Source organism: Pseudomonas sp. KK18 (genome assembly GCF_037094675.1).
Classification (GTDB): Bacteria; Pseudomonadota; Gammaproteobacteria; order Pseudomonadales; family Pseudomonadaceae; genus Aquipseudomonas.
On sequence record NZ_CP146605.1, the window covers coordinates 5,592,799 to 5,618,966 of the forward strand.

Sequence of the window (26,168 nt, forward strand, 5' to 3'; positions counted from 1 at the left end):
GTGTAAGTTTCCCTTCAGAGCCGAACTCCCACCATGACTGTACCCCTGCGCCTCACCGACCGTAAACGCGAAGCCATCGTGGCAGCCGCCATTGCCGAGTTTCGTGACAACGGGTTCGAGGTCACCAGCATGGACAAGATTGCGGCCACGGCGGGGGTTTCCAAGCGCACGGTGTACAACCATTTCCCGAGCAAGGAAGAGCTGTTCGCCGAGATCCTGCATCAACTGTGGGCCAGCAGTGTTGCGCAACTGGACGTCAGCTACGCCAGCGACCGCCCGCTGCGGGAGCAACTGCGCGGGTTGCTGCAGGCCAAGATGACGATGATGTCGGACGCCAACTTCCTCGACCTGGCCCGGGTCGCGATTGCCGCCACCATCCACTCGCCGGAACGTGCCCAGGACATGGTCAACCGCCTGAGCAAGCGTGAAGAAGGCTTCACCCAATGGGTGCGCGCCGCCCAGGAAGACGGCCGGCTGAGCTGCACCGACCCATGCTTCGCCGCCCACCAGGTGCAAAGCCTGCTCAAGGCCTTTGCCTTCTGGCCACAGATCACCCTCGGCCAGCCGACCCTGGACGCCGACGCCCAAGCGAACGTCATCGAGTCAGCCATCGACCTGTTCCTCGCAGGCTATGAGGTCGTGCCGCAGCACTGACCTGTTGCAGGAACGACATCCAAGGTCGTTTTTATCTGATTCGCCGCGTGTCCTTTGCAAATGGCCTGGAAGGACACTGATTATTCCCACGCGAATAACTGACAATATTCACACGTATTATCCGACCAGTGGTTTTCCCGATCACGTGTGCCGTCGTACCTGCAAAAAAAGAATCGACCCAGGAATCTATGGAAAACCAACGAGGCAAAGGGCTGTCATTTGCCAGACGTATCTACAGGCCAAGGATCATCGGCCTGGGCATCGGCTGCATCAGCGTCATCGCCGCGCTCTACCCACTGCAAATGCCAGGCTGGGTCTGGGCGTTGCTGCTGTTCAATGGTTTTGGCTGGGCGCACCTGGCCTATCAACTTTCGACCCGCTCCGATTTCCCCTACAAGGCGGAACGGCGAAACCTGCTCTACGACTCACTGCTCGGCGGGTTCTGGGCGGCGACTACACAATTCACGCCACTGACGGCCGTGACCATCCTGTCGATGATGACCATGAACAACGTCGCCGCCGGCGGCAAACGCCTGTTCCTCCACGGCATCGTGGCGCAACTGGCAGGCATCGGCGTGTCCTGGCTGCTGTTTGGCATCCACTTCAATCCCGACGTCAGCCTGGTCCAGGTCTACGCCTGCCTGCCGATGCTGACCCTGTATCCCATGGCGCTGGGCATGGTCTGCTACCGCCTGGCGATCAAATTGTCGGAACACAAACGCGCCCTGAGCGCCTTGAGCCGCACCGACAGCCTCACCGGCCTGCTCAACCACGGTTCGTGGAAAGACCTGCTGCACCTGAAGTTTCACAAGTGCCAGCAACAACATGGGAACGCCACCATCGCGCTGATCGACATCGACCATTTCAAGCAGATCAACGACAGCTATGGGCACATCATCGGTGACCAGGTTCTGCGCCAACTAAGCCTGGAACTTCGACGCAACCTGCGGGCAAACGACCTGGCCGGGCGATACGGCGGCGACGAGTTCTGTGTGATTCTTCCGGACATGCCCATGGAACAGGCCGCGCAAGTCATGGAACGCATGCGCGAGGTGTTCAGCAATTACCGCAACCCGGAAATCCCCGAGCTGCGGGTCAGCCTGAGCATTGGCCTGGCGTCTTTCCAGAGCACCTTCACCGACGCGGCCATGTGGCTCAACGCAGCGGACCGCGCGCTGTACGCGGCCAAGGACACCGGCCGTAACCGAGTCAATATCAGCGACTACGTGGTCGCCCATTCCGCCTGAATCCCGCCCTCTGCATCTCGTCTGAATTAAACGCGCCCGTCGCCGACCGATAGCATAATGCCGCCATTGGTCGACTGGCATAGAACTTCTTGCCGGCCATACGACTCAGAACTCGCTGTTCCACCCCGCTGCCAGCACAAGGAAGCTGGCAATGAGCACGTTTGCCGTATGGCCAGGCCTTACGGTGGCAGGCGCCCCCATGGATACCCCTGACGCTTGCTTCCCCCGAGCACACGACCATGCTATTCAACGCCCATAAAAAAACCATCAGTACCCTGCAAGCCACCATTGCCCAGCAAGCCAGCCTTCTCGACGCCATCGACCGCTCAATGGCGGTGATTGAATTTGATCTGCAAGGCACGGTCCTGCGGGCCAACGAGAATTTCCTCAAGGCCATGGGCTACACCGCCGACCAAGTCGTGGGCCAGTCCCACCGCCTGTTCTGCACCCCGGTCTTTGCCCGCAGCGCCGAGTACGGCCAGCTATGGACGCAACTGCGCAACGGCCAATTCCAGTCCGGCACCTTTGAGCGCGTGACCAGCGACGGCCAGCCGATCTGGCTGGAGGCCAGCTACAACCCGGTGCGCGACGAGTCCGGCAGCGTGGTGAAAGTGGTGAAGTACGCCATGGACGTCACCCCGAAAATGCAGGCCGAGAGTGAAGCCAACGCCAAGTTGCAGGCCATCGACCGCGCCATGGCGGTGATCGAGTTCAACCTCGACGGCACCATCATCAGCGCCAACCAGAATTTCCTGCAGCGCATGGGCTACAACCTGGCGCAGGTGCAGGGCAAGCATCACCGCATGTTCTGCACACCGGAGCTGGCCAACAGCAGCGCCTACAGCGATTTCTGGCGACGGCTGAACCAGGGTGAGCTGTTCAACGGCCAGTTCGAACGCATCGACAAAAACGGCCAGGTGGTGTGGCTGGAAGCCAACTACAACCCGGTGTACGACGCCAGCGGGCGCCTGTGCAAGGTGGTGAAATACGCCTCCGACGTCACGGCCATGGTGGAGAAACACGCGGCCGACGCGCAAAGCGCCACCCAGGCTTATCACATCTCGCTGCAAACCCGGGACATCGCCGAAAAAGGCGCCGAGGTGATCCAGCAGACCGCCACCGGCATGCGTGAGATTGCCGCCAATATCGACGGTTCTTCCGCGCTGATCGCCAAGCTGGGCGAGCGTTCGCAGCAGATCACCGCCATCGTCAACACCATTCGCGGGATTGCCGACCAGACCAACCTGCTGGCATTGAACGCTGCCATCGAAGCCGCACGCGCCGGCGAACAAGGGCGTGGCTTTGCGGTGGTGGCCGATGAAGTGCGGCAATTGGCGGCGCGCACCAGCGGTTCGACGGCCGAGATTTCGTCGATGATCGAGATGATCCAGACCGAAACCCGCCAGGCCATCGACAGCATGGACGGTACCCGCGACCGCGCCGCCCAAGGCGTGGACCTGGCCAACCAGGCCGGCACGGTGATCCTGCAGATTCGCGAAGGCGCCAGCGAGGCGGTGCAGGCTGTGAGTGCGTTTGCCAATGAACGGGGCAACAGGTAAGCGACAGGGTTCTTCATGTGCCAGGCCGAGGGCTCGGTCTATAGTGGTGGCTTGTCTTACGCCACGGATTCGAGCCCGCCATGACCCCGGATAAACCTGAAGCCAACGTTGACCACCTGCGCTTTCATCGTAAACACGCCCATCTCGCGCCGACCTTTGGCAACGACACCTTTGCGTTGAAAGCCGAAGCCTTCGCGCGCTTCTTTGGCACCCCGACGTTCCTGGGGGCGCAAACGGCAATCGTGATTCTGTGGGTCGTGCTCAACATGACCGGCATCACGCACTTTGACGTCTACCCGTTCATCCTCTTGAACCTGGCGTTCAGCCTGCAATCGGCCTATGCCGCCCCCTTGATTTTGCTCGCCCAGACCCGCCAGGCCGCACGGGACAAGGCCCAATCCGACGCCGACGCCCAGCACCGCGAAGCCCTGGCCGTGGCCAACACCGAACGCCAGGCCCAGGCGGCGCAGACCACCAAGCAACTGCTGGAACTGTTGGAGCAGAACACCAAGCTCACCGAGATGACCAAACAACTGACCGAACGCATCGAAGGGCTGACCAGCGAAATGCACGACCAATTCGTGCGCAAGACCTGACCCTCCCACGCATCCCGTGTGGGAGCTGGCTTGCCTGCGATAGCATCTGCGCGGTATGCCTGATGCACCACAGCGCCTGTATCGCAGGCAAGCCAGCTCCCACAGTTATCTCACCGGCAAACGCACATGCTGGCCCAACTGATCAAATAACGTCACCACCGAGCGCAAGGCCCGGCAATCGGGGCGCGTCAGCAGCCACAGGGCGGTGTCGTGCCCCACCAGCGGCGGGCTCAACGGTTGCAGGTCCGCGCCCAGCAGGTAATCCGGCAACGCGGCCACGCCGAGTCCCGCGCGCACCAGTTCGGTTACCGAAACCATGCTGTTGCAGCGATAGGCCGGCATCACTCCCGGCAAGTGCTGGCGCCGCCAGGTGACGGTGGGGTGATCCGGCAGGAAGTCATCCGGCGCGATCCAGTTCAGGGCCGCCAGTTCCTCCCCCGCATGCTGGCGGGCATAGTCGGCACTGGCGCACACCCGATACGACACCGTGCCCAGGCAACGTCCTACCAGATGCTCGGGCGGTGCCTTGGTCAGGCGCAGGGCAATATCCGCATCGCGGCGACTGAGGTTGGCGAAGTCATTGGACGTGCTCAGCTCCAGGGTCAGCGCCGGGTAACCCGGCATGAACTGCGCCAGGGCCGGCAGCAACAGTGACTGCAATACCGAGTCCGTGCACGTCAGGCGCACCGTACCGCTGATCACTTCACCGCCCTGCTCCACTCCCACACGTGCTGCCTCCAGCGCCTGTTCGGCACGTTCGGCCTGCTCGGCGAGGGTGGTGGCCAAGGTGGTGGGCAGGTAGCCGGCGCGGCTCTTTTCGAACAGCGTCTGGCCCAGCGCCGTCTCCAGCCGCCGCACTGCGCGAAACACCGTAGACACATCCACCCGCAGCAACGCCGCCGCCCGCGCGAGCGTGCCGCCGCGCACCAGGGCGAGGATCAGGGAAAGGTCTGGGTAGTCGATCTGATAGTGCGCCACTGCATTGAACATGTGTGTTGACGCCAATATTGATTGCGTGAGCGCCAATCTATAGTGAGCGCCAGGACTCAACAAGCCACGGATACCCTCGATGAATAAAACCACCCTGCACCTGGCCCTGATCGGTGACTACGATGCCCAAGTCACCGCCCACCAGGCCATTCCCCTGGCGTTGCAACAGGCCGGCGCGGCGCTGGGCCTGACGGTGCGGTTCGACTGGCTGGCCACCGACACGATCAAATCCACCGAACAGCTGCAGCACTTCGACGGATTCTGGTGCGTCCCCGCCAGCCCCTACCGAGACCTTGACGGCGCGCTGCTGGCCATCCGGTATGCCCGTGAACAAAAGCGCCCGTTCCTCGGCACCTGCGGCGGTTTTCAACACGCGGTGCTGGAATATGCCCGCAACGTGCTGGGCTGGGCCGACGCCGAGCATGGCGAACTGGCCCCCGACTCGCCGCGTGCAGTGCTGACACCGTTGACCTGCGCGCTGGTGGAAGCGACCGACACCATTCGCTTGATGGCCTTTACCCGCATCGCCGAGGCCTACGCCACCCTCGATATCCATGAAGGCTACCGTTGCCGCTATGGCATCAATCCAGACTTCGAAAGCGCATTGCTGGAAGCCGACCTGATTGCCAGCGGCCATGACTCGGCGGGCGATCTGCGGGCGGTGGAGTTGCTGGGCCATCCGTTTTTTGTCGCCACCCTGTTCCAGCCGGAACGTGCGGCGCTTAAAGACGTCACCCCGCCGCTGGCCATTGCGCTGCTGAAGGCCTGCGCATGATCGCCAAGACACCCAAACCGCCGTACTACGCCGTGGTGTTCAGTTCATTGCGCACTGAAGGTGACAACGGTTACGGACAAGCCGCCGACCGCATGCTGGAACTGGCCCGGCAACAACCCGGGTTTCTCGGCGTGGAATCGGCGCGCGGGGACGACGGGCTGGGCATCACGGTGTCCTACTGGAGCAGCGAAGCGGAGATCCTGGCCTGGAAGCAGCACGCCGAACACACTGAGGTGCGCGAACAGGGCCGCGCCACCTGGTACTTGGCGTGCCATACACGAGTGTGCAAGGTTGAGCGGTCTTACGCGTTCGAGCGCTGAAACCTCAGCCCGTGTAAAACACTTAATGTGGACAAGGGAGGCTCTGTGGTGAGGGCGCTTGCTGTAGTGAGGGAGCTTGTGTGGCGAGGGAGCTTGCTCCCGCTGGGCTGCGAAGCGGCCCCAAAATCTTGGGAGCGCTGCGCACTCCAGCGGGAGCAAGCTCCCTCGCCACAGCAAGCTCCCAAGCCACAGCAAGCTCCCTAGCCACAAAAAGCGCTCCAGCCGCAGGGCTATGCGGCACTCAACTGACCAGACTGCGCACCGCACTGATCTGTGGAATCTCCACCCGACGCATGTACACCCGCAGCGGTTCCGTGATGTTGATGCGATCGTCGATGTTCTGGTCCAGCAACAACTGGATCCGCTCGCGGGACAAGGTCATGGCCTGCCCGTCGACCTGCAGCCAGACAAACTCGGCGGTCGGGATAATGCCGTCATCGGCCACGTCCATGCCGAAGGAGTCTTCGCTGAAACGGACGATGTACTGGCCAGTCTTGCGGTTCAGGCCGACAAAACCCTGGAGTTGGTCGGCGGCCTGGCAGATAAGCTCGGAGGTGATGCGCATGGTAAACCTCACTGAAAAGTCCTACTTGGACTGGAAAGATGGTTTACACGCGTGGCAGGAAAATCTGCCCTCTGATGGGGCATTTCAAAGCAAGAGTACTGCATCGCACCGCACAAAAGTGCAGAAAAATGGCCGGTGAACACGTTAATGTCGGTTTGGTGATAGCGCCATTCGCAAGCAATTGTTAAAAAGGAGCCCTTCTCAAAGTTACCTCCACGAAAGGACTTCGCATATGCCTGTCACGTTTACCAAGAGTGCCCTGCTGCTGGCCCTGATGCTGGGCCTTGGCCAGGCACAGGCGGCAAGCCCGATCAGCCCTACCGAACTCGCGGCCAACGAAGGCATCCCGCACCCTGCCGTGATTGCCCACCGTGGCGCCTCCTTCGATGCACCGGAATCCACCGCCGCCGCCTACAAAGTCGCGCGCGACCTGGGTGCCGACTACCTGGAAATGGACCTGCAACGCAGCAAGGACGGCGTGCTATTCGCCCTGCATGACAACAACCTGCAACGCACCACCGACGTCGCCACCAAGTTCCCGGAGCGCAAGGACAGCCCGGCCAACGAATTCACCTGGGCCGAGCTTAAAACCCTGGACGCCGGCAGCTGGTTCAACGCCGCCTACCCGGACCGTGCCCGCCCGGGCTTCGTCGGCCTGAAAATCCTCAGCCTGGACGAAATCATCAAGATCGCCGAAGGCAACCCGCAGCACAAACCCGGCCTGTACATCGAAACCAAAGAGCCGAAGCAATTCCCGGGCATCGAGGCCGACCTGAAGAACAAGCTGCTGGATAAAGGCTGGTTGAGCTCCACCGGCTCCAACCAGGCCCAGAAAAACATCGGCGTCGGCCAGGGCAAGGGCCGCGTGGTGCTGCAAACCTTTGAGAAAGACAGCCTGAAAGAACTGCAAAAAGAGATGCCCAATACCCCGAAAATCCTGCTGTTGTGGGTAGGTGAAGGCAGCATCGAACCGAAATCCAAGGTGCCCTTCGCCGAGTCCGGCGAGCCGAGCAAAGCCGCCTACTACGCCAAGCAGGAGCCGAAGGACGCCGCCGAGTTCGAAAAATGGATCGACGAGGCCAAGAGCCTGGGCGCCATCGGTACCGGCCCTTCGGCACAACTGACCAACCTCGGCGACCAGAGCTACTCCGACCTGGTCAAACCCGAGATGAACCAGTTGACCCACGACAAGGGCTTGCTGGTGCACGTGTACACCGTGGATGAGCCGGTGGACTTCGACAAGGTCATGAAAGCCGGCGTCGATGGCATCTTCACCAACCGCGCTGCCGAACTGCTGAAGTACTACAAGCGCTGGCCGTCCTCGAGTGTGGCCGACCTGCTGCAGGACAACGGTTACTGAGTGAGCCCCGAATGGTCAGGTCGCCTGTGGCTGGGGCCTGACTACGGGCTGATCCAGGGCACACCGGGGCGCACCGCGCCCCATGCACACTATGCCCATCAGCTGATGTTCTCCGCGGGCGGGCCGGTCACGGCCAGCCTCGATGGCCGTGCCACCACGGCCCATCGCCTGTTTATCCCGTCCAGAATGCCCCACGCCATCCTCCAAACCCATGGTGAGGTATTGATGGTGTATGCCGAACCCGGCGCATTTGATATCGCCCCCTTGCAGGCCGCCCTGGCCGACAGTGAACGGTCCCTGGAAGCACTCGAGCGCACGCTGCGCCAATTGCCGAGACGCGCACTGGAAGATGCCAGGGTGGAGCGCGCGCTGTCGGCGCTGGATCAGCAACTGAGTGGCAAGGTCTCGGCCCACGCCCTGGCACAGGCGGCGCACGTTTCGTTAAGCCAGCTGGAACGTTTGTTCGCCAACCAACTGGGTTTGCCCGTGCGTCGCCTGGTGTTGTGGCGGCGCTTGCGAGTGGCGCTGGGACTGGCGCTCGGCGGCAGCACCCTGACCGAGGCTGCACATGGCGCCGGGTTCGCCGATTCGGCGCATTTTTCCCGGACCATGAAGCAACTATTCGGCGTCACGGCCGGGGCGTCGTTGCGCAACCTGCACGTACGAATCCTCGACTAAACCGACGGGAACCGGCGGCTCCTTGCTCAAGCGCACCGTCCTGAACGGGTCGCGCAACTGCGCCACATACTCCCGCGGAAAATCCGGCCGGCTGCCAATCCCCAAGTCGCCCTGCCCCATTCGATAGTCATGGCTGTAAAACGCCGTACCCAAGAGCCAATCCCACAGATTGAAAAACAAGCCGAAATTCACATCCCCAGCCCGGCCATATTTCATGTGATGAAAACGATGCACCGGCGCCCAGGCGAACACCCAGCGCAGCGGCCCCAGGCGCATGTCGACATTGGAATGCTGCAACAGCAGCTGCACGGCAATCGCCAGGGCCAGCAGCAGCGCCACCTCCGTGGGAATGCCCAGCAGGATCAACGGCGCCAACCCGGCCGTGGCTTCCAGCATCTGGTGCAACGGATGCTTCATCAAGCCATTGAAGCCATACAGCCGTTGCACGCTGTGGTGCACCGCATGCAGGCGCCACAAGGCAGCGACTCGGTGGCTGGCGTAATGCATCAGGGTGATGCCCGCATCGGCAATGAAGATCGCCAGCAGCAATTGCGCCCAGAGCGGCCACGCCCGCGGCCATACACCGTCGACGGCCAACAGCGCGGTCAGCACCGGCAAGATCAACAAGCCCGCCGCATTGAGGCCCTCATTGACCAACGCGTGAATCAAGTCGCGACGACGATCACCCTGGTTGCGATTCCACTGCGGCTCATAGGGCAACCACCACTCGGCGATAAACGACACCGCCACCGCCAGAACAAATACCAGCCCCAGCCACTGCAGCGCATCCCTCTGCACCAGCCACAGCGCCCACCCGATAAACCCCGCCCAGAACAAGGGCGCATACACCCAGGCCATTAACTGTTTCATCTGTGCCTCCCGTAAGTGAGACGCCAGCATGAAACCCCGCACTCGCCGCCGATTGAACAAACGGCGCAATTTTAAGGGTGAGTTAAGTTGCGCTGGTTAACCTGATCCCACTTAAACAGCTCACCCCAAAGGATCACACCATGAAAAACCTGACCGCTCTGTTCGCCGCTGCCGCCTTGACCCTTACCGCCGGTTTGGCCCAGGCCGATGTTCGCCCGGACCAGATTCCGAGCCTGCTCAAGTCCGGTGCCGTGATGGATTTTGAAAAGCTCAACGCCAAGGCCGTGGCCCAGCACAAAGGCGCCACCATCGTTGACACCGAACTGGAAGACAAAGCCGGCCGCCTGGTCTACGAGACCGAACTGCGTGACACCAGCAACGTGAAGTGGGACGTGAAGCTGGATGCCAAGACCGGCGAAGTCCTGGAAAACAAGCAAGACACTTGAGTTGAACTGCAAAAACGCCGCGCCGCCTTCGGGCCGCGCGGCTTTTTTATGCGCGCTCGTCGCCCAGAAGAGCAATTAGTCTAATTAGCGTGAACGAATTTGTACCTTACGCCGCCAAGCTCGCTAGAATCCCAACCATCAGCCAAGGCACAACGCCAGCAGCATCAGGACCGGAACCGTTCGCCATGGGGCAAAAAGCCGTCGACATTGCCACCATTGGCAGAATCAGCGCCGTCCCGGCGATTCTCCAGGTAGTCAGCGAGATGACCGGCTTGCGTTTTGCGGCCGTGGCACGGGTCACCGATGATTCATGGACCGCCTGCGCTGTGCGCGACCAACTGGACTTTGGCCTGCCCGTGGGTGGCGAGCTGGACCTGACCACCACCCTGTGCCACGAAATACGCGACTCCCACGTCTCGATCGTGATCGACAAAGCCAGCGAAGACCCGCTGTACCGCGACCACCACACGCCGCGCATCTACCACTTTGAAAGCTACATCTCGGTGCCGGTGTTCCGCACCGACGGGCGTTTCTTCGGAACCATCTGTGCCCTGGACCCGAACCCGGCGCAACTGCGCAGCAGCACCATCCAGTCGACCATGGAGTCGTTTGCCCGGGTGCTGTCGCTGCAGATCGAAGCCGAAGAAAGCCTCCAGCAGACCGAGGCCGACTTGCAACAGGAGCGCGAAACCGCCGAACTGCGCGAACAATTCATCGCAGTGCTCGGCCACGACCTGCGCAACCCGCTGTTCGCCATCAACGTCGGCGCCGAACGCCTGCTGCGCAAACACCCGGACCCGGCCACCGACACCCTGGTGCGGCACATGCTGGCCAGCGGCCGCCGGGCCTCGCAACTGGTGGAAGACGTACTGGACTTTGCCCGTGGCCGAATGGGCAGCGGCATCCCGGTGAACATCAGTGAATGCACCGGGCTTGAAGACACTTTGCAGCATGTGGTGGAAGAGGTGCAGCACGTGCACCCCAAGCGGCTGATCCACGCCCGCATCGGCAATCTCAAGGGTGTGAAAGGCGACCGCGAGCGGCTCGCGCAATTGCTCTCCAACCTGGTCGCCAACGCCATCAGCCACGGCAACCCGCAAGGGCCGGTTGAAGTCAGTGCGCAGGTCAACGCCGGCACGTTTGAGTTAACGGTGAAAAACCTTGGGCTGATCAGTGAGCAAGCCATGCCGCTGCTGTTCCAGCCCTACTCCCGACCGACGGGCGCCTTGCCCCAGGCCGGGCTGGGCCTGGGGTTGTACATCGTCAAACAGATTGCCGACGCCCATGGCGGGCGGCTGGAAGTGTCTTCCAGCGAGCAGGACGGCACGGTGTTCAGCTTCAGTTTGCCCGCGGGCGATTGACGGCCACCTCAAACCGTCACAAAAGCGTCAAATTCAGTTGCCATGATGCGCTCAAGTGAACCTGTGAAATTTCCTACAGGCACTTTCCCTGCGAGCCTCCATGAACCACAGCATCGACCACAGCCACCAGGACTCCGACCTGTTTGGCTTGCTCTACGGTTTTCGTTTCCGCCCCGGTGAAAAGGGCGAACAGATTGATTCAGCCACTGCCCTTGCGGCCTTGCAGCAACCCGGAGACCCCAACGAATTCCTCTGGCTGCATTTGAACCTGGCCCACGCCGCGTGCGAGCGCTGGATGCAGGCGCACCTGAACCTGCCGGAAGAATTCTTCGAAGCCTTGCACGAAGGCTCACGCTCCACCCGCATCGAACACGTGGACTCGGCCTTGCTGGCGGTGGTCAACGACGTGGTGTTCAACTTCAGCAGCATGGTGTCTTCAGACATTTCCACCTTATGGGTGTGCGCCCGCAGCCGGCTGCTGATCAGCGCGCGCCTGCAACCGCTGCACTCGGTGGACAAGCTGCGCTCGTCGGTGAAGGCCGGTGAACACTTTCGCTCGCCGCTGGAACTGCTGGTGCATTTGCTGCGGGACCAGGGCGAGGTGCTGACACAGATCGTGCGCAAGACCAGCCTCAGCGTCGACCAGATCGAGGACCAGTTGCTGTCGTCACGCCTGTCCACCAACCGCGCCGAACTGGGTGCCGCGCGCCGGGTGCTGGTGCGCCTGCAACGGTTGCTGGCGCTGGAGCCGGGCTCGTTGCTGCGGCTGCTCAATCGTCCGCCCCAGTGGCTGCAGAAGGAAGACGTGAAAGAGCTGCGCAAATCCACCGAGGAGTTTGCGCTGATCATCAACGACCTGATGGCGTTGGGTGAGCGCATCAAGCTGCTGCAGGAAGAGATCGCCGCCAACCTCAACGAACAGAGCAACCGCACGTTGTTCACCCTGACCGTGGTCACGGTGCTGGCGTTGCCGATCAACATCATTGCCGGTTTTTTTGGCATGAACGTTGGTGGTGTGCCGCTTTCTACAGACCCTGAAGGCTTCTGGATTCTGGTGGCGCTGGTGGCAACGTTCACGTTGATTGCCGGGCGCTGGGCGTTTCGCAAGCGCAAGGATTATTGAATTTGAAATGCGATCAATGTGGGAGCTGGCTTGCCTGCGATAGCGGTGGAGACTGATACACCGCTATCGCAGGCAAGCCAGCTCCCACATTTTATCGGCGGTGTTTTATAGACCGGCGGCAACTTCAATTCCCTAAACACTGATTTACCGCAGCATCTCTGTAACATTCTGCAACGATCATGACGGATATCCTCCCTCAACACTGGATGTTCCGGCATGGCAACCCCTTCGCTGACCGCCTCCACCGCCTCCGTCACCAACGATCCCAAACCGCGCCTGGACAAAAAACCGGGCCTGGTGACGGTGATCATTTTCTTCGCCGTACTCGCCATGGGCCTGTTGTTCACCGCCTACAGCCTGATGCACGACATGCACGAGCTGGGCACGGTGGTCACCACCTGGACGCCGTTCCTGCTGCTGGGCGTGGCGCTGTTGATCGCCCTGGGCTTCGAGTTCGTCAACGGCTTCCACGACACCGCCAACGCGGTGGCCACGGTGATTTACACCAACTCATTGCCACCGCATTTCGCGGTGGTGTGGTCGGGCTTTTTCAACTTCCTCGGCGTGCTGCTATCCAGCGGCGCGGTGGCGTTCGGCATCATCGCCCTGCTGCCGGTAGAGCTGATTTTGCAGGTCGGCTCCTCCGCCGGCTTTGCGATGATCTTCGCGCTGTTGATCGCCGCGATCCTGTGGAACCTCGGCACCTGGTGGCTGGGGTTGCCGGCGTCGTCGTCCCACACCTTGATCGGCTCGATCATCGGCGTGGGCGTGGCCAACGCACTGATGCATGGCCGCGACGGCACCAGCGGTGTGGACTGGGGCCAGGCGATCAAGATCGGTTATGCGCTGCTGCTGTCGCCGCTGATCGGCTTCGCCTTCGCCGCCCTGCTGTTGCTGGCGCTGCGGGCCTTCGTGAAAAATCGCTCGCTGTACAAAGCGCCGAAAGGCGATACCCCGCCGCCGTGGTGGATTCGCGGCATGCTGATCGCCACCTGCACCGGCGTGTCGTTCGCCCATGGTTCCAACGATGGCCAGAAGGGCATGGGCCTGATCATGTTGATCCTGGTGGGCACCCTGCCGATGGCCTACGCGTTGAACCGCACCATGCCGGCCGGTGAGTCGTTGCAGTTTGCCGCGGTGGCCGAAGTCACCCAGGCAGCCCTGGTAAAAGCGGCGCCGCAACTGGCCCCCGCCGACTCTCGCGGCACCTTGTCGACCTACGTACGCACCAAGGAAGCCACCCCGGAACTGGTGCCCGCCCTGGCCGCCATCACCGGGCATATCGGTGAGGAAGTGAAGAGCTACGGCTCCCTCGCCGCCGTTCCGGCCGAGGCCGTGGGCAACGTGCGTAACGACATGTACCTGACCAGCGAAACCATCCGCCTGATGGACAAGGGCAAGGTCGGCAACTTCGATGCCGACACCCAGAACAAGCTGCAACTGTTCAAGCAACAGATCGACAACGCCACACGGTTTATCCCGCTGTGGGTCAAGATCGCCGTGGCCATCGCCCTCGGGCTGGGGACCATGGTCGGCTGGAAACGTATCGTGGTGACCGTGGGCGAGAAGATCGGCAAGACCCACCTGACCTACGCCCAGGGCGCATCCGCCGAGATGGTGGCAATGCTGACCATCGGCGCGGCAGACATGTATGGCTTGCCGGTGTCCACCACCCATGTGTTGTCGTCGGGTGTGGCCGGGACCATGGTGGCGAACGGCGGTGGCTTGCAGATGAAGACCATCCGCAACTTGCTGATGGCCTGGGTGCTGACGTTACCGGCGGCGATTCTGTTATCGGGTAGCCTGTACTGGCTATTCACCCAATTGTTCTGACACAACCCGATAAAAATGTGGGAGCGGGCTTGCTCGCGAATGCGGTGGCTCAGTCACAGACTTATTGACTGACACTCCGCTTTCGCGAGCAAGCCCGCTCCCACATTGGGTTCAGTGGTGAGTTCAGGTGCTAAACAACCCACCCATCACCTTCAGCCGCTTTTTGTACACCCGCCGCGCCTCCAACGCTTCCTCCAGCGTCACCGCCACAAACCCCGCCCGCTGGTTCGGTTGCATCTGCCCGATCAGATCCAGGTCGGCACTGATCACCGTGCCAATCATCGCGTAGCCCCCGCCCGACACCGCGTCCCGGTGCAGCACGATCGGCTCCAGACCCGCCGGCACCTGGATCGAACCGATGGGGTAGCAACTGTCGACGATGTTCGACGGATCGGACCCGGCGCCAAACGGCTGTTCCCGTGGCTGAAAGCTCAAGGCATTGCCGCCCTTGAAGCGATAGCCGATGCGGTCGGCCTCCGACCCTACCGTCCAGGGCTCGGCAAAAAAGCTGCTCTTGGCGGCGGGCGTCAGGCGCTCGTAATACAGCCCTGGCACCACCCGCAGGGTCACGTCCCCACCCACCGATTGGCGCAACGCCATGGGCAAACTGTTCCCCGCCCGGCCTTTGCCGCTGGCTTCGCCCACGGGCAGTTCATCACCCTCCACCAGCCGCCGCCCGTGAAACCCGCCCAACGCACCCAGGGTGTAAGTGGACCGGCTGCCCAATACCAGCGGCACGTCAATACCACCAGCCACCGCGAGGTAAGTCCGTGCGCCGGCCTTGGGAAATTCAAAGCGCAGCACTTGCCCGGCCCGCACTTCAAACGCGGTGTCCTGATGCACCACCACGCCGTCCAGGCGCGGCGACATCAGCGCCCCGCACAACGCCACCAGGGCATCCTGCTGAAACTCCAGCTCCGGCCCGATCAACGTGCATTCCAGCCCGGCAGCGCCGATGGGGTTGCCCACCAGGTGGTTGGCCGCGCTCAACGCGTATTGGTCCAGGGCGCCGGATGGCGGGATGCCGAGGTGGTAATAACCTTCGCGGCCAAGATCCTGCACGGAGGTGGCGAGGCCGGCTTTGAGTACCTTGATCATGCCAGCGCCTCCTGCAAGGTTTTCGGGTAGCCGATGGGGTCGGCGAGAAAGGCGTCGAGGGAAAACTCCACCGGGCGGATGCGCAGGTCGAAGCGCCCTGCGTCCACTTCTGCCACGGCCAGGTCATAGGCGTCGCGGTCCATGGGTTTGAACTGCACGATGTCGCCGGGACGGAAGAACACCATGTGCTCTTTCAGGTAAGCCAGTTGCTGTTGCGGGTCGTAGATCGGCGCCGGGGTGACGCCGAACATCTGGTAACCGCCGGCGCCGCGTACCGAATAGATACAGCCAAAGCAGCCGCCGTGGCCGAGGGTCAATTTCGGCGTGTCGGTGCGTGGGCGCAGGTACTTGGGCACCTGCAACTGCCGCTCGCGCTCCACCATCTGGAACATGAACGGCAAGCCCGCCACAAACCCCACCATCGAGACAAACCACGGCGCGCCACTGTGGGCCGCGATAAACGCGTCCACATCCGCCAGGCCGTTGATCCGCGCTGCATATTCCAGGTCGGTGCCGGTCGGGTCCTGATGACGGTCGCGAAAGCGCATCAGGGTTTCATGGGTCCAGGGGTCGTTGTACAGCACCGGGATTTCGATGATGCGGGTGTGCAAGGTACGTTCGGCCACGGCCTGGGCTTCGGCGCTTTGTACCGCGTCGAGCAACACGTGGGGCGCGATGCGGTCCGGGTCGAAGCGAATCTGGAACGAGGCGTTTGCCAGGCAGACGTCCAGCACACCGTCCAGGGCCAAGCGTTCCACCGCGCGGGTGACGGCCATGCCCTTGAAGAAAGCCTCCAGGGACATGCTCTCGCTGACCTCGGCAAACAGGTGTTCATCACCGCCAAAGCTGTAGCGGATCGGGGAAGATTCAGCCATGTCTGTTCCTCTTGGAATCATTGTAGAAAGGCAGGCAAAAAATCAATCAGACCCGGTGTCTGGGCACCGGTGTCGGTCAGCGGGGTGTGCGTACTTCGATGCCCGCCTGATCCAGCGCTTCACGGGTGGCTTCCACCAGTTCAAGGGCGCCGGGGGTGTCGCTGTGCAGGCAAATGGAATCGAATTCGATAAACAGGTCTTCGCCTTCAACCGTGCGCACCAGGCCGGTCTGGCAGGCACGCAGGACACGCGCCGCAACCGTTGCCGGATCCAGCGCCCGCACATTGCGGGTAAACACGATGGAGCCGGTGAGATCGTACTCACGGTCGGCATAAAACTCCCGCACCACCGGCTGGCCGAGTTCCTTGGCAATGCGCCAGATCACCGAGTTGGGCATGCAGTACAGCAACAGCGTGGGTTCCAGGCGTTGCAGGTTTTCCACCAACAGCCGCGCCGCTTCTTCGTCCCGCGCCAGATGCATGTACAACGCGCCGTGGGGCTTGATGTGTTGCAGCGTCAGGCCCTGGGCCCGGGCGATCTCCCGCAGGGCGCCGAGTTGATAGAGCATGTCGTCCACCAGCTCCTGGGCCGGGGCGTTGATATGGCGCCGGCCGAACCCCACCAGGTCACGAAAACCCGGGTGCGCGCCAATCGCCACGCCCAACTGCTTGGCGCGCTCGACGGTGCGGCGCATGGTGCCCGGGTCGCCGGCATGAAAGCCGGTGGCGATGTTGGCCGAGCTGATGTAGGCCATCAGTTCACTGTCGACGCCATCGCCGATGGTCCAGGGGCCGAAGCCTTCGCCCATGTCCGAATTGAAATCCACTGCCTGCATCGGGGTCGCTCCGTTGAAGTTCTTGCGATGGAAATTAGGCTGCCCCTTGACCCCTTGGGAAGATCTATTATCAGATGGCCCATCTTCTGAAAATCAGATACCCGATACTGATCGTTCCCACGCTCCGCGTGGGAATGCCGCCCTGGACGCTCTGCGTCCGCCCTTGAAATCGTGACGCGGAGCGTCACAGGATGCATTCCCACGCAGAGCGTGGGAACGAGCGGAGAAACCATGTCCCTGACCCTGCGCCAAATCCGCTACTTCGTCGCCACCGCCGAAATCGGCCAGATCTCCCAGGCGGCGATTCACCTGAACATCTCCCAATCGGCGGTGACCACCGCGATCAAGGAGCTGGAAGCGATGCTCGGCGCGCAGCTATTCGTGCGCTCGGCCCAGGGCATGAGCCTGACCGACGCCGGGCGGCATTTCCTCAACCGGGCGTATGTGATTGTGCGCAGCGTCGACGATGCCCTGAACAGCCCGCTGCCGGACTACCGCGCCAGCGGCGTATTGCGGGTGGCCGCCAGCTACACCGTGCTCGGTTACTTCCTGCCGCACCACTTGCAGCGCATGGAACACTGGCACCCGGACGTGACCATCGAGGTGTTCGAACAGGAACGCCAGGCCATCGAACACGGCCTGCTCAACGGCCAGTTCGACATGGCTGTGGTGCTCACCGCCAACCTCACCCACGCGGATATCGTCTCGGAAATCCTCTTCAACTCCGAACGCCGCCTGTGGCTGCCCAGCCATCACCCGTTGTGCGAACGCCCCGCCGTGAGCCTCGCCGATGTGGCCAGGGAGCCGTACATTTTCCTCACCGTCGACGAAGCCGAACAAAGCGCCATGCGCTACTGGGAACAGGCCGGGCAAATCCCCAAGGTGCGGCTGCGCACCAGTTCGGTGGAGGCAGTACGCAGCATGGTCGCCAACGGCAGCGGCGTGGCGATCTTGTCAGACCTGGTGCATCGCCCGTGGTCACTGGAAGGCAAACGCATCGAAACCGTGAGCGTCACCGACAAGGTCACGCCCATGAGCGTCGGCCTGGCCTGGCACCGCGAGCGCGATTTCACGCCGGCGATGCAGGCGTTTCGGGATTACTTCCATGATGCATTCCTGGCGCCGCAGCAGTTGTCTGCCCGGCGTTGAAAGCAGCCTGCAAGGTGGCGGCCAGCCAATCCATGAACACCCGCACCCGCAGCGGCAAATGCCGTTGGCCGGCGTACAGCAGGGACACGTCCAGTGCCGGCGCCGGATAGTCCGGCAGCACCGCCACCAACTCGCCGCTGGCCAGTTGATCGTGAATGCCCAGGGCGGGCACCTGGGTCAGGCCAAAGCCACCGATGCACGCCGCCCGGTAAGCGTCGGTGCTGTTGACCGTGACGCGCCCGGCCATGGGAATCCGCTGCACCTTGTTGCCTTGTACGTATTCAAACCCTGGGGAACGTGAGCCCAGCGGGCGTACGTAATGCACCAACTGATGGTGAGCCAAATCAGCGAGCGTCCTGGGTACGCCGTAACGCTTCAGGTACGCAGCACTGGCGCAGTTGATCATCGGCATGCTGCACAACAAGCGGGCTACCACCGACTGGTCCGGCTGCGCACCGACGCGCAAGACGCAGTCGAAACCTTCCGCCAGCAAATCAACCTGGCGGTCGGTGCTGCTGATTTCCAGTTCGATCAGCGGGTGCAGGTCCATGAACTCGGGCAGGCGCGGCAGGATCAATTCCCGGGCCATGACATTGGGCATGTCCACCCGAATGCGCCCCGCCAGCTGCGCTTCATCCTGGCGAAACAAGCCTTCCAGCTCTTCCATGTGCGACAGCAAATCCTTGCTGCGCTCATACAGCACGCGCCCGTCCTGGGTCGCCTGGACCTTGCGCGTGGTGCGCTGCAACAGGCGCGCGCCCAGCAACTCTTCCAGTGCCTGCACATGCTCGGAAACCGTGGAGCGCGGCAAGCCCAGGCTCTCGCCCGCCTGGGTGAAACTCGACAGTTCAGCAACGCGCACGAAGGTACGCAGCAACTCTAGTTTGTTCATTGGATTGTTCGCCTTATCCGGCCAGTGATTCCGGTATAGCTCTGTTTATCACGTTATAGCCGGACAAATACACTCAGTCCCACGAACCACCACACGCCCCGAGGACTTCACCATGACCCGTAAAATTGCACTCATCACCGGCGCCAGCCGCGGCCTGGGCAAAAGCGCTGCGCTGCACCTGGCGGCACAAGGCGTCGACATTATCGGTACCTACAACAGCGCGGCGGACGAAGCCCAGGCCGTGCTCGCCCAAGTCGAAGCGCTGGGCGGCAAGGCGGCCATGCTGCAACTGGACGTCAGCCAGAGTTCCACCTTCGAGGCGTTCACCGCCCAGGTCGGCTCGGTATTGAAGGACGTGTTCGGCCAGGCGCACTTCAACTTCCTGATCAACAACGCCGGGATCGGCGCCCACGCCAGCTTCGCCGACACCACCGAAGCGCAGTTCGACCAACTGGTGGCGATCCACTTCAAGGGCCCGTTTTTCCTGACCCAGAAACTGCTGCCGCTGATCAGTGACGGTGGCCGCATCATCAATATCTCCAGCGGCCTCGCGCGCTTCAGCCTGCCGGGTTATTCGGCCTACGCCTCGATGAAAGGCGCGGTGGAAGTGCTGACCCGCTACCAAGCCAAGGAACTGGGTGCCCGTGGCATCACCGTGAACACCCTGGCCCCCGGCGCGATTGCCACCGACTTCAGCGGCGGCGTGGTGCGCGACAATCCGGACGTGAACGCGATGGTCGCCAACAACACCGCCCTCGGTCGCGCAGGCTTGCCGGATGATATCGGCGGGGCGATTTCCACCCTGCTGGCCGACGGCAGCAACTGGATCACCGGGCAACGGGTCGAGGCCTCGGGCGGGATGTTTCTGTAACGCTCTCGGATTCTCCGCTAGCATCAATGCTTTCGGATACCTGACAGGCAATCACCCATGAGTTTTGATCCAGGACTGGCCGGTGGCATGGGCGTACTGGCCGCCGTGGTCGACAGCGGCAGTTTCGCCCGCGCCGCCGACAGCCTCGAGATGACGCCTTCGGGGGTCAGCCGGGCTATTTCGCGGCTGGAAAAACGCTTGGGCATCCGCCTGTTCGACCGCACCACCCGCTCGGTGCAATTGACCGACGAGGGCCGGCGTTTCTACCAGGAAATCGCCCCGCTGCTGGCCGGCCTGGAAGAAGCCGCCAGCTCGGCGGCCGACAGCGCCCTGACGGTTCGCGGGCGGTTGCGGGTGAACATCGACCCGTACTTTTCGCGGCTGGTGCTGGGGCCGGTGCTGGGTGAATTCATGAGCCAATACCCGCAGCTGCAGTTGGACCTGCACACGCGGGATCAACTCGGGGACCTGGTAGCGGATGGCTTTGACCTGGCCATCCGTTTTGGCATTCCGCAATCGTCCTCGCTGATCGCCCGCAAGCTGATGGAAGTGCGGGTGCTGACGTTGGCCTCGCCAGCTTATCTCGAGCGGCATGGTCGCCCTTCACACCCCAAGGACTTGGAAGACGGCCAGCACGTGTGCATCGACTTTCGCGACTCCCAGACCGGCCGGCCGTTTGGCTGGGAATTCCACCGGCCGGGCGAGCAGGTCAACATCGCCACCAGCGGGCGGCTGGTGGTCAACGATGCCGGGACCTTGTACAGCGTGTGCGAACACGGCCATGCAGTGGCGCAAATGCTCGACCTTGGGCTGGCACCGGCGCTGAAATCCGGCGCGTTGATCGAGTTGTTTCCCGACTGGCCCGACGAGCGTTTCCCGTTGTATGCCTTCTACCCGTCGCGGCATTTGCCGGCGGCCAAGGTGCGGGCATTCCTCGATTTTGTGGCCGCCCTACAACCCCTGTAGGAGCTGGCTTGCCGGCGATGACGTATCCAAAATCGCCATCGCCGGCAAGCCGGACTCCTACGCGGTGCGCATCCGTTTCTGCATAATCCGCTCCCGCGCGGCGTCATACGCCCAGTGATACACATAGGTGTACGGCAGGAAAAACAGCAACACGCCGATGTCGAGGATAAACGCCTGCATCAGGCTGATGTTCAGCCACCAGGCAATCAGCGGCACACAGATCGCCACCAGGCCGCCTTCAAACATCAACGCATGCAGCACGCGGGTCCACACCCCGCCGGACAGTTGCAGGCGCGCCTTGAGACGGTCGAACAGGCCGTTGAAAATCACGTTCCAGGCCAGCGCCATAAGGCTGATGGCCAAGGTCACCATGCCCATCTCCAGGGCCGGTTTATCCATGATCCACGCCAGCAGCGGTGTACAGATCAACAAGGCCAAACCTTCAAAACCAATGGCCTGCCAAACGCGTTCAGTAATCGACTTGGTGGGTGTCATGACCCGTTCTCCGTGAGTGACGATGGTTGCCATCATTACCCTTGGAGTCGATACTTCATAACCAATAACCATCGATCAGGGCGATAGTCATGGCATCCCATGAAGTGCTTCAGGCGTTTGTGCAGGCGGCGACCCACGGTTCGTTTTCAGCGGCGGCGCGCAAGCTGGGCAAGAGCCAGTCCACCGTCAGCGCGGCGGTGGCCAGCCTGGAGATTGACCTGGATGTGGTGCTGTTTGATCGCAGCAGCCGCAAGCCCACGCTGACCCCGGCCGGGCATGTGCTGCTGCAACGCGCCGAGCAGGTGCTGGAAGCCAGCAGCCGCCTGGAGTTGGCGGCCAGCCAGTTATCCCAGGGGTTGGAACCGAAGCTGAGTATCGCGATGTCCGATACGTATCAGTCGGACCGTTTCGAAACCGCCCTCAGCGCCTTCGAACAGCGCTACCCGGACCTGGAGCTGGAATGCCTGATCGCCGAATGCGAGGACTTGATCGCCCTGGTGCAAAGTGGCCGGGCGCAGATTGCGTTTATCGAGATGCAGGAGGTTTACCCGCCGGACCTCACCAGCACCACCGTGGAAGAGCGCACGGAAATCGCGCTGTTTGTCTCACCCAGACATCCGCTGGCGAACCTTGCGGACATCGACCAGCACACCCTGGAACAACACCGCGAACTGCGCCTGGCGAGCATCATCAACCCGAATGAAACCCGCGGCCTGGGCCGGGTGTGGTCAGCGCCCAGTTACCTGATGCTGATGGAAATGGCACAACTGGGTTTTGGCTGGGCACCGCTGCCGCGCTGGCTGGTGGAGCGGTTTGGCGGCGACCACCTGTGTGAAATCAAGGCCCGGGGCTGGCCGCGCTCGGTGGCGGTGGACGCGTTGTGGTCACGCCAGCATCCGCCCGGCCCGGCCGGCAGTTGGTTGCTGGGCAAGATGCTGGAATAACGCCGAAACACACTATTCGCAACAATGAAGATCAAATGTGGGAGCTGGCTTGCCTGCGATAGCGGTGTGTCAGTCACCACCGCTATCGCAGGCAAGCCAGCTCCTACATTGAATTTGCGGTGAATTCAAAGGCGCCGTCAGGCGGCTTCAATCTGCGGCGGGCGGTTGTTCTGGAAATACTCATGCAAGGCCCGCAACGCCGGCAACTCCAGGGCCTGGGCGGCAAAGCACAACCCCACCCGGCGCGTCGGTGCCGGCAGGTGCCAGGGGCGAATCACCACCCCGGCCCGCTCCGCCGCCAGCGACTGCGGCAACATCGCCACGCCGACACCGGCCGCCACCATGTGCAATGCCTGGGTCAACGAACCGGCATGCCCGGCCACCGCCTGGGGCGAGCGGCCGTACAAGGCCATCAGCCGTTGGTGGGAATCATGCTGCGGGCAGGTAATCCAGTCTTCGATCGGCGCCCAGGCCTGCTCCTTGCCGCCCGCCGCCATCGGGTGCGCAATCGGCAGCGCCATCACGTAGGACTCTTCCCAAAGCGGCAGGAACAATTCGTCCTCGCAGCACATTTCCTCTACCGCCAGGCGCCCTTCTCCTTCGCAGCCTTCCTGCAAGGTCAGCAGCAAACCCGGCAGGCCCTGGTGCGCCATGCGCAGGAAGGTTTCGATCTGGCTGTCGGCAATATCGCCTTCCACCCCCAGTTCCAGGGCGATGCGGTTTTCGCGCCCGCGAAACAAGCGGCTCAACGCATCGGCCTCGGCCACCATGCGCCGGGCTTGCGGGTACAGCACCCGCGCCTCGTCACTGACCTCGACCCCACGAGGCTGGCGCAGAAACAGCGCCACGCCCAGTTCTTCTTCCAGTTGCTTGATAGTCACCGACAACGTCGGCTGGCTGATGAACAGGCGCTGGGCGGCGGCGGTGATATTGCGTTCCTCGAATACCGCGAGAAACGCCTTGAGATGACGCACATCCATAGTTAATACCGATGACAGACAGAGGAATAAGGCATTTTTCAGCCAGCCAAGGGCTAAATATACTGCGCTCCACGTTCAGTTATTTGTTTTTCTTATTTCAGGAGTTCCACCATGAGCAAGCCATTGATCATCATTACCGGCGCCAGTTCGGGCATTGGCGAAGCGACTGCGCGCTTGCTGTCGGCCGCCGGCTACCCGCTGTTGCTGCTGGCCCGCCGCATCGACCGGCTGAATGCGCTGGAGTTGCCGAACACCTTGTGTCGCGGTGTCGACATCACCGATCGCGCTGCGCTGGTGGCGGCGGTGAAGGAAGCTGAAGCGCAATTCGGCCCGGCCGATGCACTCATCAACAATGCCGGCGTGATGCTGCTGGGCGCGGTCAGCGAACAGGACCCGGCACAGTGGGAGCAGATGCTCGACGTCAACGTAAAGGGCCTGCTGAACGGCATCCATGCGGTGGCCGGCAGCATGGTCGAGCGCAAGGGTGGCACCATCATCAACGTCAGCTCGGTAGCCGGGCGCAAGACCTTCCCCAACCACGTCGCCTATGTAGGCACCAAGTTCGCCGTGCATGGAATTTCGGAAAACCTGCGGGAAGAAATGTCGCCGCACAATGTGCGTGTGATCACCATTGCGCCGGGCGCGGTGGAAACCGAACTGCTGAGCCACACCACCGACGAAGCCATCAAGACCGGCTACCAGGCGTGGAAACAGGACATGGGCGGCACCGTGCTGAGCGCCGATGATGTGGCTTCGGCGATTGCCTATGCCTACCAGCAGCCGCAGCATGTGTGCATTCGCGAGATCGTGTTGGCGGCGACGCGTCAGCAGCCGTAACTCATTCATCAAGACAACATCGAACAAATGTGGGAGCGGGCTTGCTCGCGAATGCGGTGGATCAGTCACTGAAATGTTGACTGACACACCGCATTCGCGAGCAAGCCCGCTCCCACATTTGGATCTCCGGCGCCTGCACTATTTGAGTTCGGCCAATCGCCGCTCGATAAAGCGCTTTTCGGGCACTTGCTGGGTCAATGCCAGCGCCCGTTCAAACGCTCGCCGCGCGTCCTCCACTCGCCCCAATCGCCGACAAAACTCGCCCCGCGCCGAGTACGCCAGGTGATAGTCCACCAACTCCCCCCGCGCCAGAATGCCGTCCACCAATTGCAAACCGGCCTGCGCTCCATCGCGCATCGCAACGGCCACCGCGCGATTCAGCTCGATCACCGGCGATGGCATCGCTCCAAGCAACACGTCATACAGCCCGACGATCTGCGGCCAATCAGTCTCATCGGCGCTCACGGCTTCAGCGTGTACCGCCGCAATCGCTGCCTGCAGGCTGTAGGGCCCGAAGCGGCGTGTGGTCAGGGATTTCTCCACCAGGGCGCATCCTTCAGCAATCAACGACGCATCCCACAGCGAACGGTCCTGCTCATCCAGCAACACCAACTCACCGCCGGCCGAAGTGCGTGCCGGGCGCCGGGATTGGTGGAGCAACATCAGCGCCAGCAAGCCCATCACTTCCGGCTCCGGCAACAACTCCATCAGCAAGCGGCCCAGGCGAATCGCTTCGCGGGTCAGGTCTTCACGGGTCAGGTCGGCGCCCATTGACGCCGAATAGCCTTCGTTGAACACCAGGTAAATCACCCGCAGCACACTGTCCAGGCGCTCGGGCAACTCCGCCAGGGATGGCACCTGATAGGGGATCTTCGCTTCGCGGATCTTGCCCTTGGCCCGCACGATGCGCTGGGCGATGCTAGTGGGCGTGGCGAGAAACGCCCGGGCGATTTCCTCGGTGGTGAGGTCGCAGATCTCACGCAAGGTCAGCGCCGCCTGGGCATCCGCCGCCAGCGCCGGGTGGCAGCAGGTGAAGATCAGGCGCAGGCGGTCGTCTTCCACGTCTTCAACGCTCCAGTCTGCCGCTTCCAGCGCATCGGCTTGCGCCTGCAACAACGGGGTAAAACGCGCCTGGCGACGTAAACGGTCGATGGCCTTGAAGCGCCCGGTCGAGACCAGCCAGGCCCGGGGGTTATCCGGCACACCGTCCTGCCCCCAGCGCTCGACTGCGACGAAGAACGCCTCGTGCAAGGCTTCTTCAGCCAGGTCGAAATCGCCAAGCAAGCGAATCAGGGTCGCCAGGATGCGCCGCGATTCGCTGCGATAAACCGCTTCAACCCGGGCCTGCACCGTCAATCGCGCAGGCCTTCGGTCACCAGCGTCACCAGCCGGTCGAGGCTCTGCCCCCAGCCTTCGTGAAAGCCCATGGCTTCGTGGGCCTGCTTGGTCTCGGCGCTCCAGTGCATGGCGCGGGCGGTGTACAGGGTCTTGCCGTCGACATCTTCAAAGGTGACTTCGGCGGTCATGAATGGCTGGCCCGAAGGGATCCAGCCGGGGGTGAAGGCGTCGGTAAACACCAGCCGACTGGGGGCGGTAATCTCCAGGAATACGCCCTGGGTCGGGTATTCGCTGCCGTCCGGCGCGCGCATCAGCGTGCGAAATTGCCCACCCACCCAAAGGTCCATTTCGCACTCGGGAGTGGTCATCCCGTGTGGGCCCCACCACTGCTGCAACAAGGCCGGCTCGGTCCAGGCGCGGAACACGCGGCTGCGAGGGGCATCGATCAAGCGACTGATGGACAGTTCAAATTCGGCGGGTTTGGGTTGAATGCTCATGGGAAACCTCCTGG

28 protein-coding genes are annotated in these 26,168 nt (G+C 62.3%); 17 read left to right on the forward strand and 11 right to left on the reverse strand.

All coding sequences use genetic code 11. The features are described 5' to 3' along the window. Window positions 1-33 precede the first annotated feature (33 nt). The 4 genes from V6607_RS25190 (at window position 34) to V6607_RS25205 (ending at window position 4,056) form a co-directional block, all read left to right on the forward strand. Complete coding sequence (locus V6607_RS25190) at window positions 34-654, forward strand: TetR/AcrR family transcriptional regulator (protein ID WP_003211473.1); 621 nt, start codon at window positions 34-36, stop codon at window positions 652-654. Between the two features lie 188 nt (window positions 655-842). Further along, window positions 843-1,901 (forward strand): diguanylate cyclase, encoded by a 1,059-nt coding sequence (locus V6607_RS25195; RefSeq protein WP_003211472.1) that lies wholly within the window; start codon window positions 843-845, stop codon window positions 1,899-1,901. A 239-nt stretch (window positions 1,902-2,140) separates the two neighbouring features. Next, complete coding sequence (locus tag V6607_RS25200) at window positions 2,141-3,460, forward strand: PAS domain-containing methyl-accepting chemotaxis protein (protein ID WP_134327186.1); 1,320 nt, start codon at window positions 2,141-2,143, stop codon at window positions 3,458-3,460. A gap of 80 nt (window positions 3,461-3,540) precedes the next feature. Beyond that, window positions 3,541-4,056 carry a DUF1003 domain-containing protein gene (locus V6607_RS25205; RefSeq protein ID WP_003211469.1) on the forward strand — a complete coding sequence of 172 codons (516 nt, stop codon included), beginning with the start codon at window positions 3,541-3,543 and terminating at the stop codon, window positions 4,054-4,056. A 105-nt stretch (window positions 4,057-4,161) separates the two neighbouring features. Here the strand turns inward: V6607_RS25205 and V6607_RS25210 are convergent, their stop codons facing one another. Further along, entirely contained in the window at window positions 4,162-5,046 is an 885-nt protein-coding gene (locus V6607_RS25210) for a LysR family transcriptional regulator (RefSeq protein WP_134327187.1), read from the reverse strand. A gap of 79 nt (window positions 5,047-5,125) precedes the next feature. Between V6607_RS25210 and V6607_RS25215 the strand changes: the two genes are divergently transcribed. Together V6607_RS25215 and V6607_RS25220 are read left to right on the forward strand one after the other, a co-directional pair. Further along, the gene (locus V6607_RS25215) at window positions 5,126-5,821 is read left to right on the forward strand and encodes a CTP synthase (protein ID WP_134327188.1); all 696 of its coding nucleotides are present in this window, start codon (window positions 5,126-5,128) and stop codon (window positions 5,819-5,821) included. Further along, window positions 5,818-6,141 carry an antibiotic biosynthesis monooxygenase gene (locus tag V6607_RS25220; protein ID WP_134327189.1) on the forward strand — a complete coding sequence of 108 codons (324 nt, stop codon included), beginning with the start codon at window positions 5,818-5,820 and terminating at the stop codon, window positions 6,139-6,141. Before V6607_RS25215 ends, V6607_RS25220 begins: the two co-directional genes overlap by 4 nt. Before the next feature lie 241 nt (window positions 6,142-6,382). On the opposite strand, the gene V6607_RS25225 is transcribed toward V6607_RS25220, so the two are convergent. Further along, entirely contained in the window at window positions 6,383-6,706 is a 324-nt protein-coding gene (locus tag V6607_RS25225; RefSeq protein WP_134327190.1) for a DUF2025 family protein, read from the reverse strand. Window positions 6,707-6,938: 232 nt separating this feature from the next. On the opposite strand from V6607_RS25225, the gene V6607_RS25230 reads away from it, so the two are divergent. Then, on the forward strand, window positions 6,939-8,066 hold the full coding sequence (locus V6607_RS25230; RefSeq protein WP_134327191.1) for a glycerophosphodiester phosphodiesterase: 1,128 nt from the start codon (window positions 6,939-6,941) through the stop codon (window positions 8,064-8,066). Next, complete coding sequence (locus tag V6607_RS25235) at window positions 8,067-8,744, forward strand: AraC family transcriptional regulator (protein WP_134327192.1); 678 nt, start codon at window positions 8,067-8,069, stop codon at window positions 8,742-8,744. Here V6607_RS25235 and V6607_RS25240 read toward each other — a convergent pair. Beyond that, the gene (locus V6607_RS25240; RefSeq protein WP_134327193.1) at window positions 8,685-9,614 is read right to left on the reverse strand and encodes a sterol desaturase family protein; all 930 of its coding nucleotides are present in this window, start codon (window positions 9,612-9,614) and stop codon (window positions 8,685-8,687) included. The two genes, V6607_RS25235 and V6607_RS25240, sit on opposite strands and share 60 nt — an antisense overlap. 140 nt (window positions 9,615-9,754) lie before the next feature. On the opposite strand from V6607_RS25240, the gene V6607_RS25245 reads away from it, so the two are divergent. The 4 genes from V6607_RS25245 to V6607_RS25260 all read left to right on the forward strand — a co-directional run bounded on the left by V6607_RS25245 (window position 9,755) and on the right by V6607_RS25260 (window position 14,377). Next, a complete protein-coding gene (locus tag V6607_RS25245) occupies window positions 9,755-10,060 on the forward strand; it encodes a PepSY domain-containing protein (RefSeq protein ID WP_003211453.1) in 306 nt (101 codons plus the stop codon). A 185-nt stretch (window positions 10,061-10,245) separates the two neighbouring features. After that, complete coding sequence (locus V6607_RS25250) at window positions 10,246-11,421, forward strand: GAF domain-containing sensor histidine kinase (protein ID WP_134327194.1); 1,176 nt, start codon at window positions 10,246-10,248, stop codon at window positions 11,419-11,421. Window positions 11,422-11,521: 100 nt separating this feature from the next. Beyond that, on the forward strand, window positions 11,522-12,544 hold the full coding sequence (locus V6607_RS25255; protein WP_102369741.1) for a transporter: 1,023 nt from the start codon (window positions 11,522-11,524) through the stop codon (window positions 12,542-12,544). A 216-nt stretch (window positions 12,545-12,760) separates the two neighbouring features. Further along, window positions 12,761-14,377 carry an inorganic phosphate transporter gene (locus V6607_RS25260; RefSeq protein ID WP_008432964.1) on the forward strand — a complete coding sequence of 539 codons (1,617 nt, stop codon included), beginning with the start codon at window positions 12,761-12,763 and terminating at the stop codon, window positions 14,375-14,377. 123 nt (window positions 14,378-14,500) lie between these two features. Here V6607_RS25260 and V6607_RS25265 read toward each other — a convergent pair whose 3' ends face one another. From V6607_RS25265 to V6607_RS25275, 3 genes are all read right to left on the reverse strand, one after another. Further along, window positions 14,501-15,475: a biotin-dependent carboxyltransferase family protein gene (locus V6607_RS25265; protein WP_134327196.1), complete on the reverse strand. Its 975-nt coding sequence runs from the start codon at window positions 15,473-15,475 to the stop codon at window positions 14,501-14,503. Continuing rightward, a complete protein-coding gene (locus tag V6607_RS25270; RefSeq protein WP_008432967.1) occupies window positions 15,472-16,350 on the reverse strand; it encodes an allophanate hydrolase subunit 1 in 879 nt (292 codons plus the stop codon). The genes V6607_RS25265 and V6607_RS25270 overlap by 4 nt, the downstream gene beginning before the upstream one ends. A 76-nt stretch (window positions 16,351-16,426) precedes the next feature. Continuing rightward, window positions 16,427-17,185: a 5-oxoprolinase subunit PxpA gene (locus V6607_RS25275; RefSeq protein WP_063027778.1), complete on the reverse strand. Its 759-nt coding sequence runs from the start codon at window positions 17,183-17,185 to the stop codon at window positions 16,427-16,429. 231 nt (window positions 17,186-17,416) lie between these two features. On the opposite strand from V6607_RS25275, the gene V6607_RS25280 reads away from it, so the two are divergent. Continuing rightward, window positions 17,417-18,334 carry a LysR family transcriptional regulator gene (locus V6607_RS25280; protein ID WP_087693153.1) on the forward strand — a complete coding sequence of 306 codons (918 nt, stop codon included), beginning with the start codon at window positions 17,417-17,419 and terminating at the stop codon, window positions 18,332-18,334. Here the strand turns inward: V6607_RS25280 and V6607_RS25285 are convergent. Next, window positions 18,255-19,226, reverse strand: coding sequence for a LysR family transcriptional regulator (locus V6607_RS25285; RefSeq protein WP_003211437.1), 972 nt, complete (start codon window positions 19,224-19,226; stop codon window positions 18,255-18,257). The two genes, V6607_RS25280 and V6607_RS25285, sit on opposite strands and share 80 nt — an antisense overlap. A 112-nt stretch (window positions 19,227-19,338) precedes the next feature. Between V6607_RS25285 and V6607_RS25290 the strand changes: the two genes are divergently transcribed. Then, window positions 19,339-20,097: an SDR family oxidoreductase gene (locus V6607_RS25290; protein ID WP_134327198.1), complete on the forward strand. Its 759-nt coding sequence runs from the start codon at window positions 19,339-19,341 to the stop codon at window positions 20,095-20,097. A 57-nt stretch (window positions 20,098-20,154) separates the two neighbouring features. Then, window positions 20,155-21,063 (forward strand): LysR family transcriptional regulator, encoded by a 909-nt coding sequence (locus tag V6607_RS25295; protein ID WP_003211434.1) that lies wholly within the window; start codon window positions 20,155-20,157, stop codon window positions 21,061-21,063. A gap of 57 nt (window positions 21,064-21,120) precedes the next feature. Here V6607_RS25295 and V6607_RS25300 read toward each other — a convergent pair whose 3' ends face one another. Then, window positions 21,121-21,558 (reverse strand): multidrug/biocide efflux PACE transporter, encoded by a 438-nt coding sequence (locus tag V6607_RS25300; RefSeq protein WP_134327199.1) that lies wholly within the window; start codon window positions 21,556-21,558, stop codon window positions 21,121-21,123. An 89-nt stretch (window positions 21,559-21,647) separates the two neighbouring features. Between V6607_RS25300 and V6607_RS25305 the strand changes: the two genes are divergently transcribed. Beyond that, window positions 21,648-22,502: a LysR family transcriptional regulator gene (locus V6607_RS25305; RefSeq protein ID WP_102369744.1), complete on the forward strand. Its 855-nt coding sequence runs from the start codon at window positions 21,648-21,650 to the stop codon at window positions 22,500-22,502. Between the two features lie 137 nt (window positions 22,503-22,639). On the opposite strand, the gene V6607_RS25310 is transcribed toward V6607_RS25305, so the two are convergent. Then, window positions 22,640-23,482 (reverse strand): LysR family transcriptional regulator, encoded by an 843-nt coding sequence (locus tag V6607_RS25310; protein WP_003211429.1) that lies wholly within the window; start codon window positions 23,480-23,482, stop codon window positions 22,640-22,642. A gap of 111 nt (window positions 23,483-23,593) precedes the next feature. On the opposite strand from V6607_RS25310, the gene V6607_RS25315 reads away from it, so the two are divergent. Then, entirely contained in the window at window positions 23,594-24,319 is a 726-nt protein-coding gene (locus V6607_RS25315) for an SDR family oxidoreductase (protein ID WP_134327200.1), read from the forward strand. 138 nt (window positions 24,320-24,457) lie between these two features. On the opposite strand, the gene V6607_RS25320 is transcribed toward V6607_RS25315, so the two are convergent. Continuing rightward, window positions 24,458-25,669, reverse strand: coding sequence for an RNA polymerase sigma factor (locus tag V6607_RS25320; RefSeq protein WP_102370297.1), 1,212 nt, complete (start codon window positions 25,667-25,669; stop codon window positions 24,458-24,460). Window positions 25,670-25,671: 2 nt separating this feature from the next. Next, the gene (locus V6607_RS25325; RefSeq protein ID WP_003213108.1) at window positions 25,672-26,154 is read right to left on the reverse strand and encodes an SRPBCC family protein; all 483 of its coding nucleotides are present in this window, start codon (window positions 26,152-26,154) and stop codon (window positions 25,672-25,674) included. Window positions 26,155-26,168: the final 14 nt, after the last annotated feature.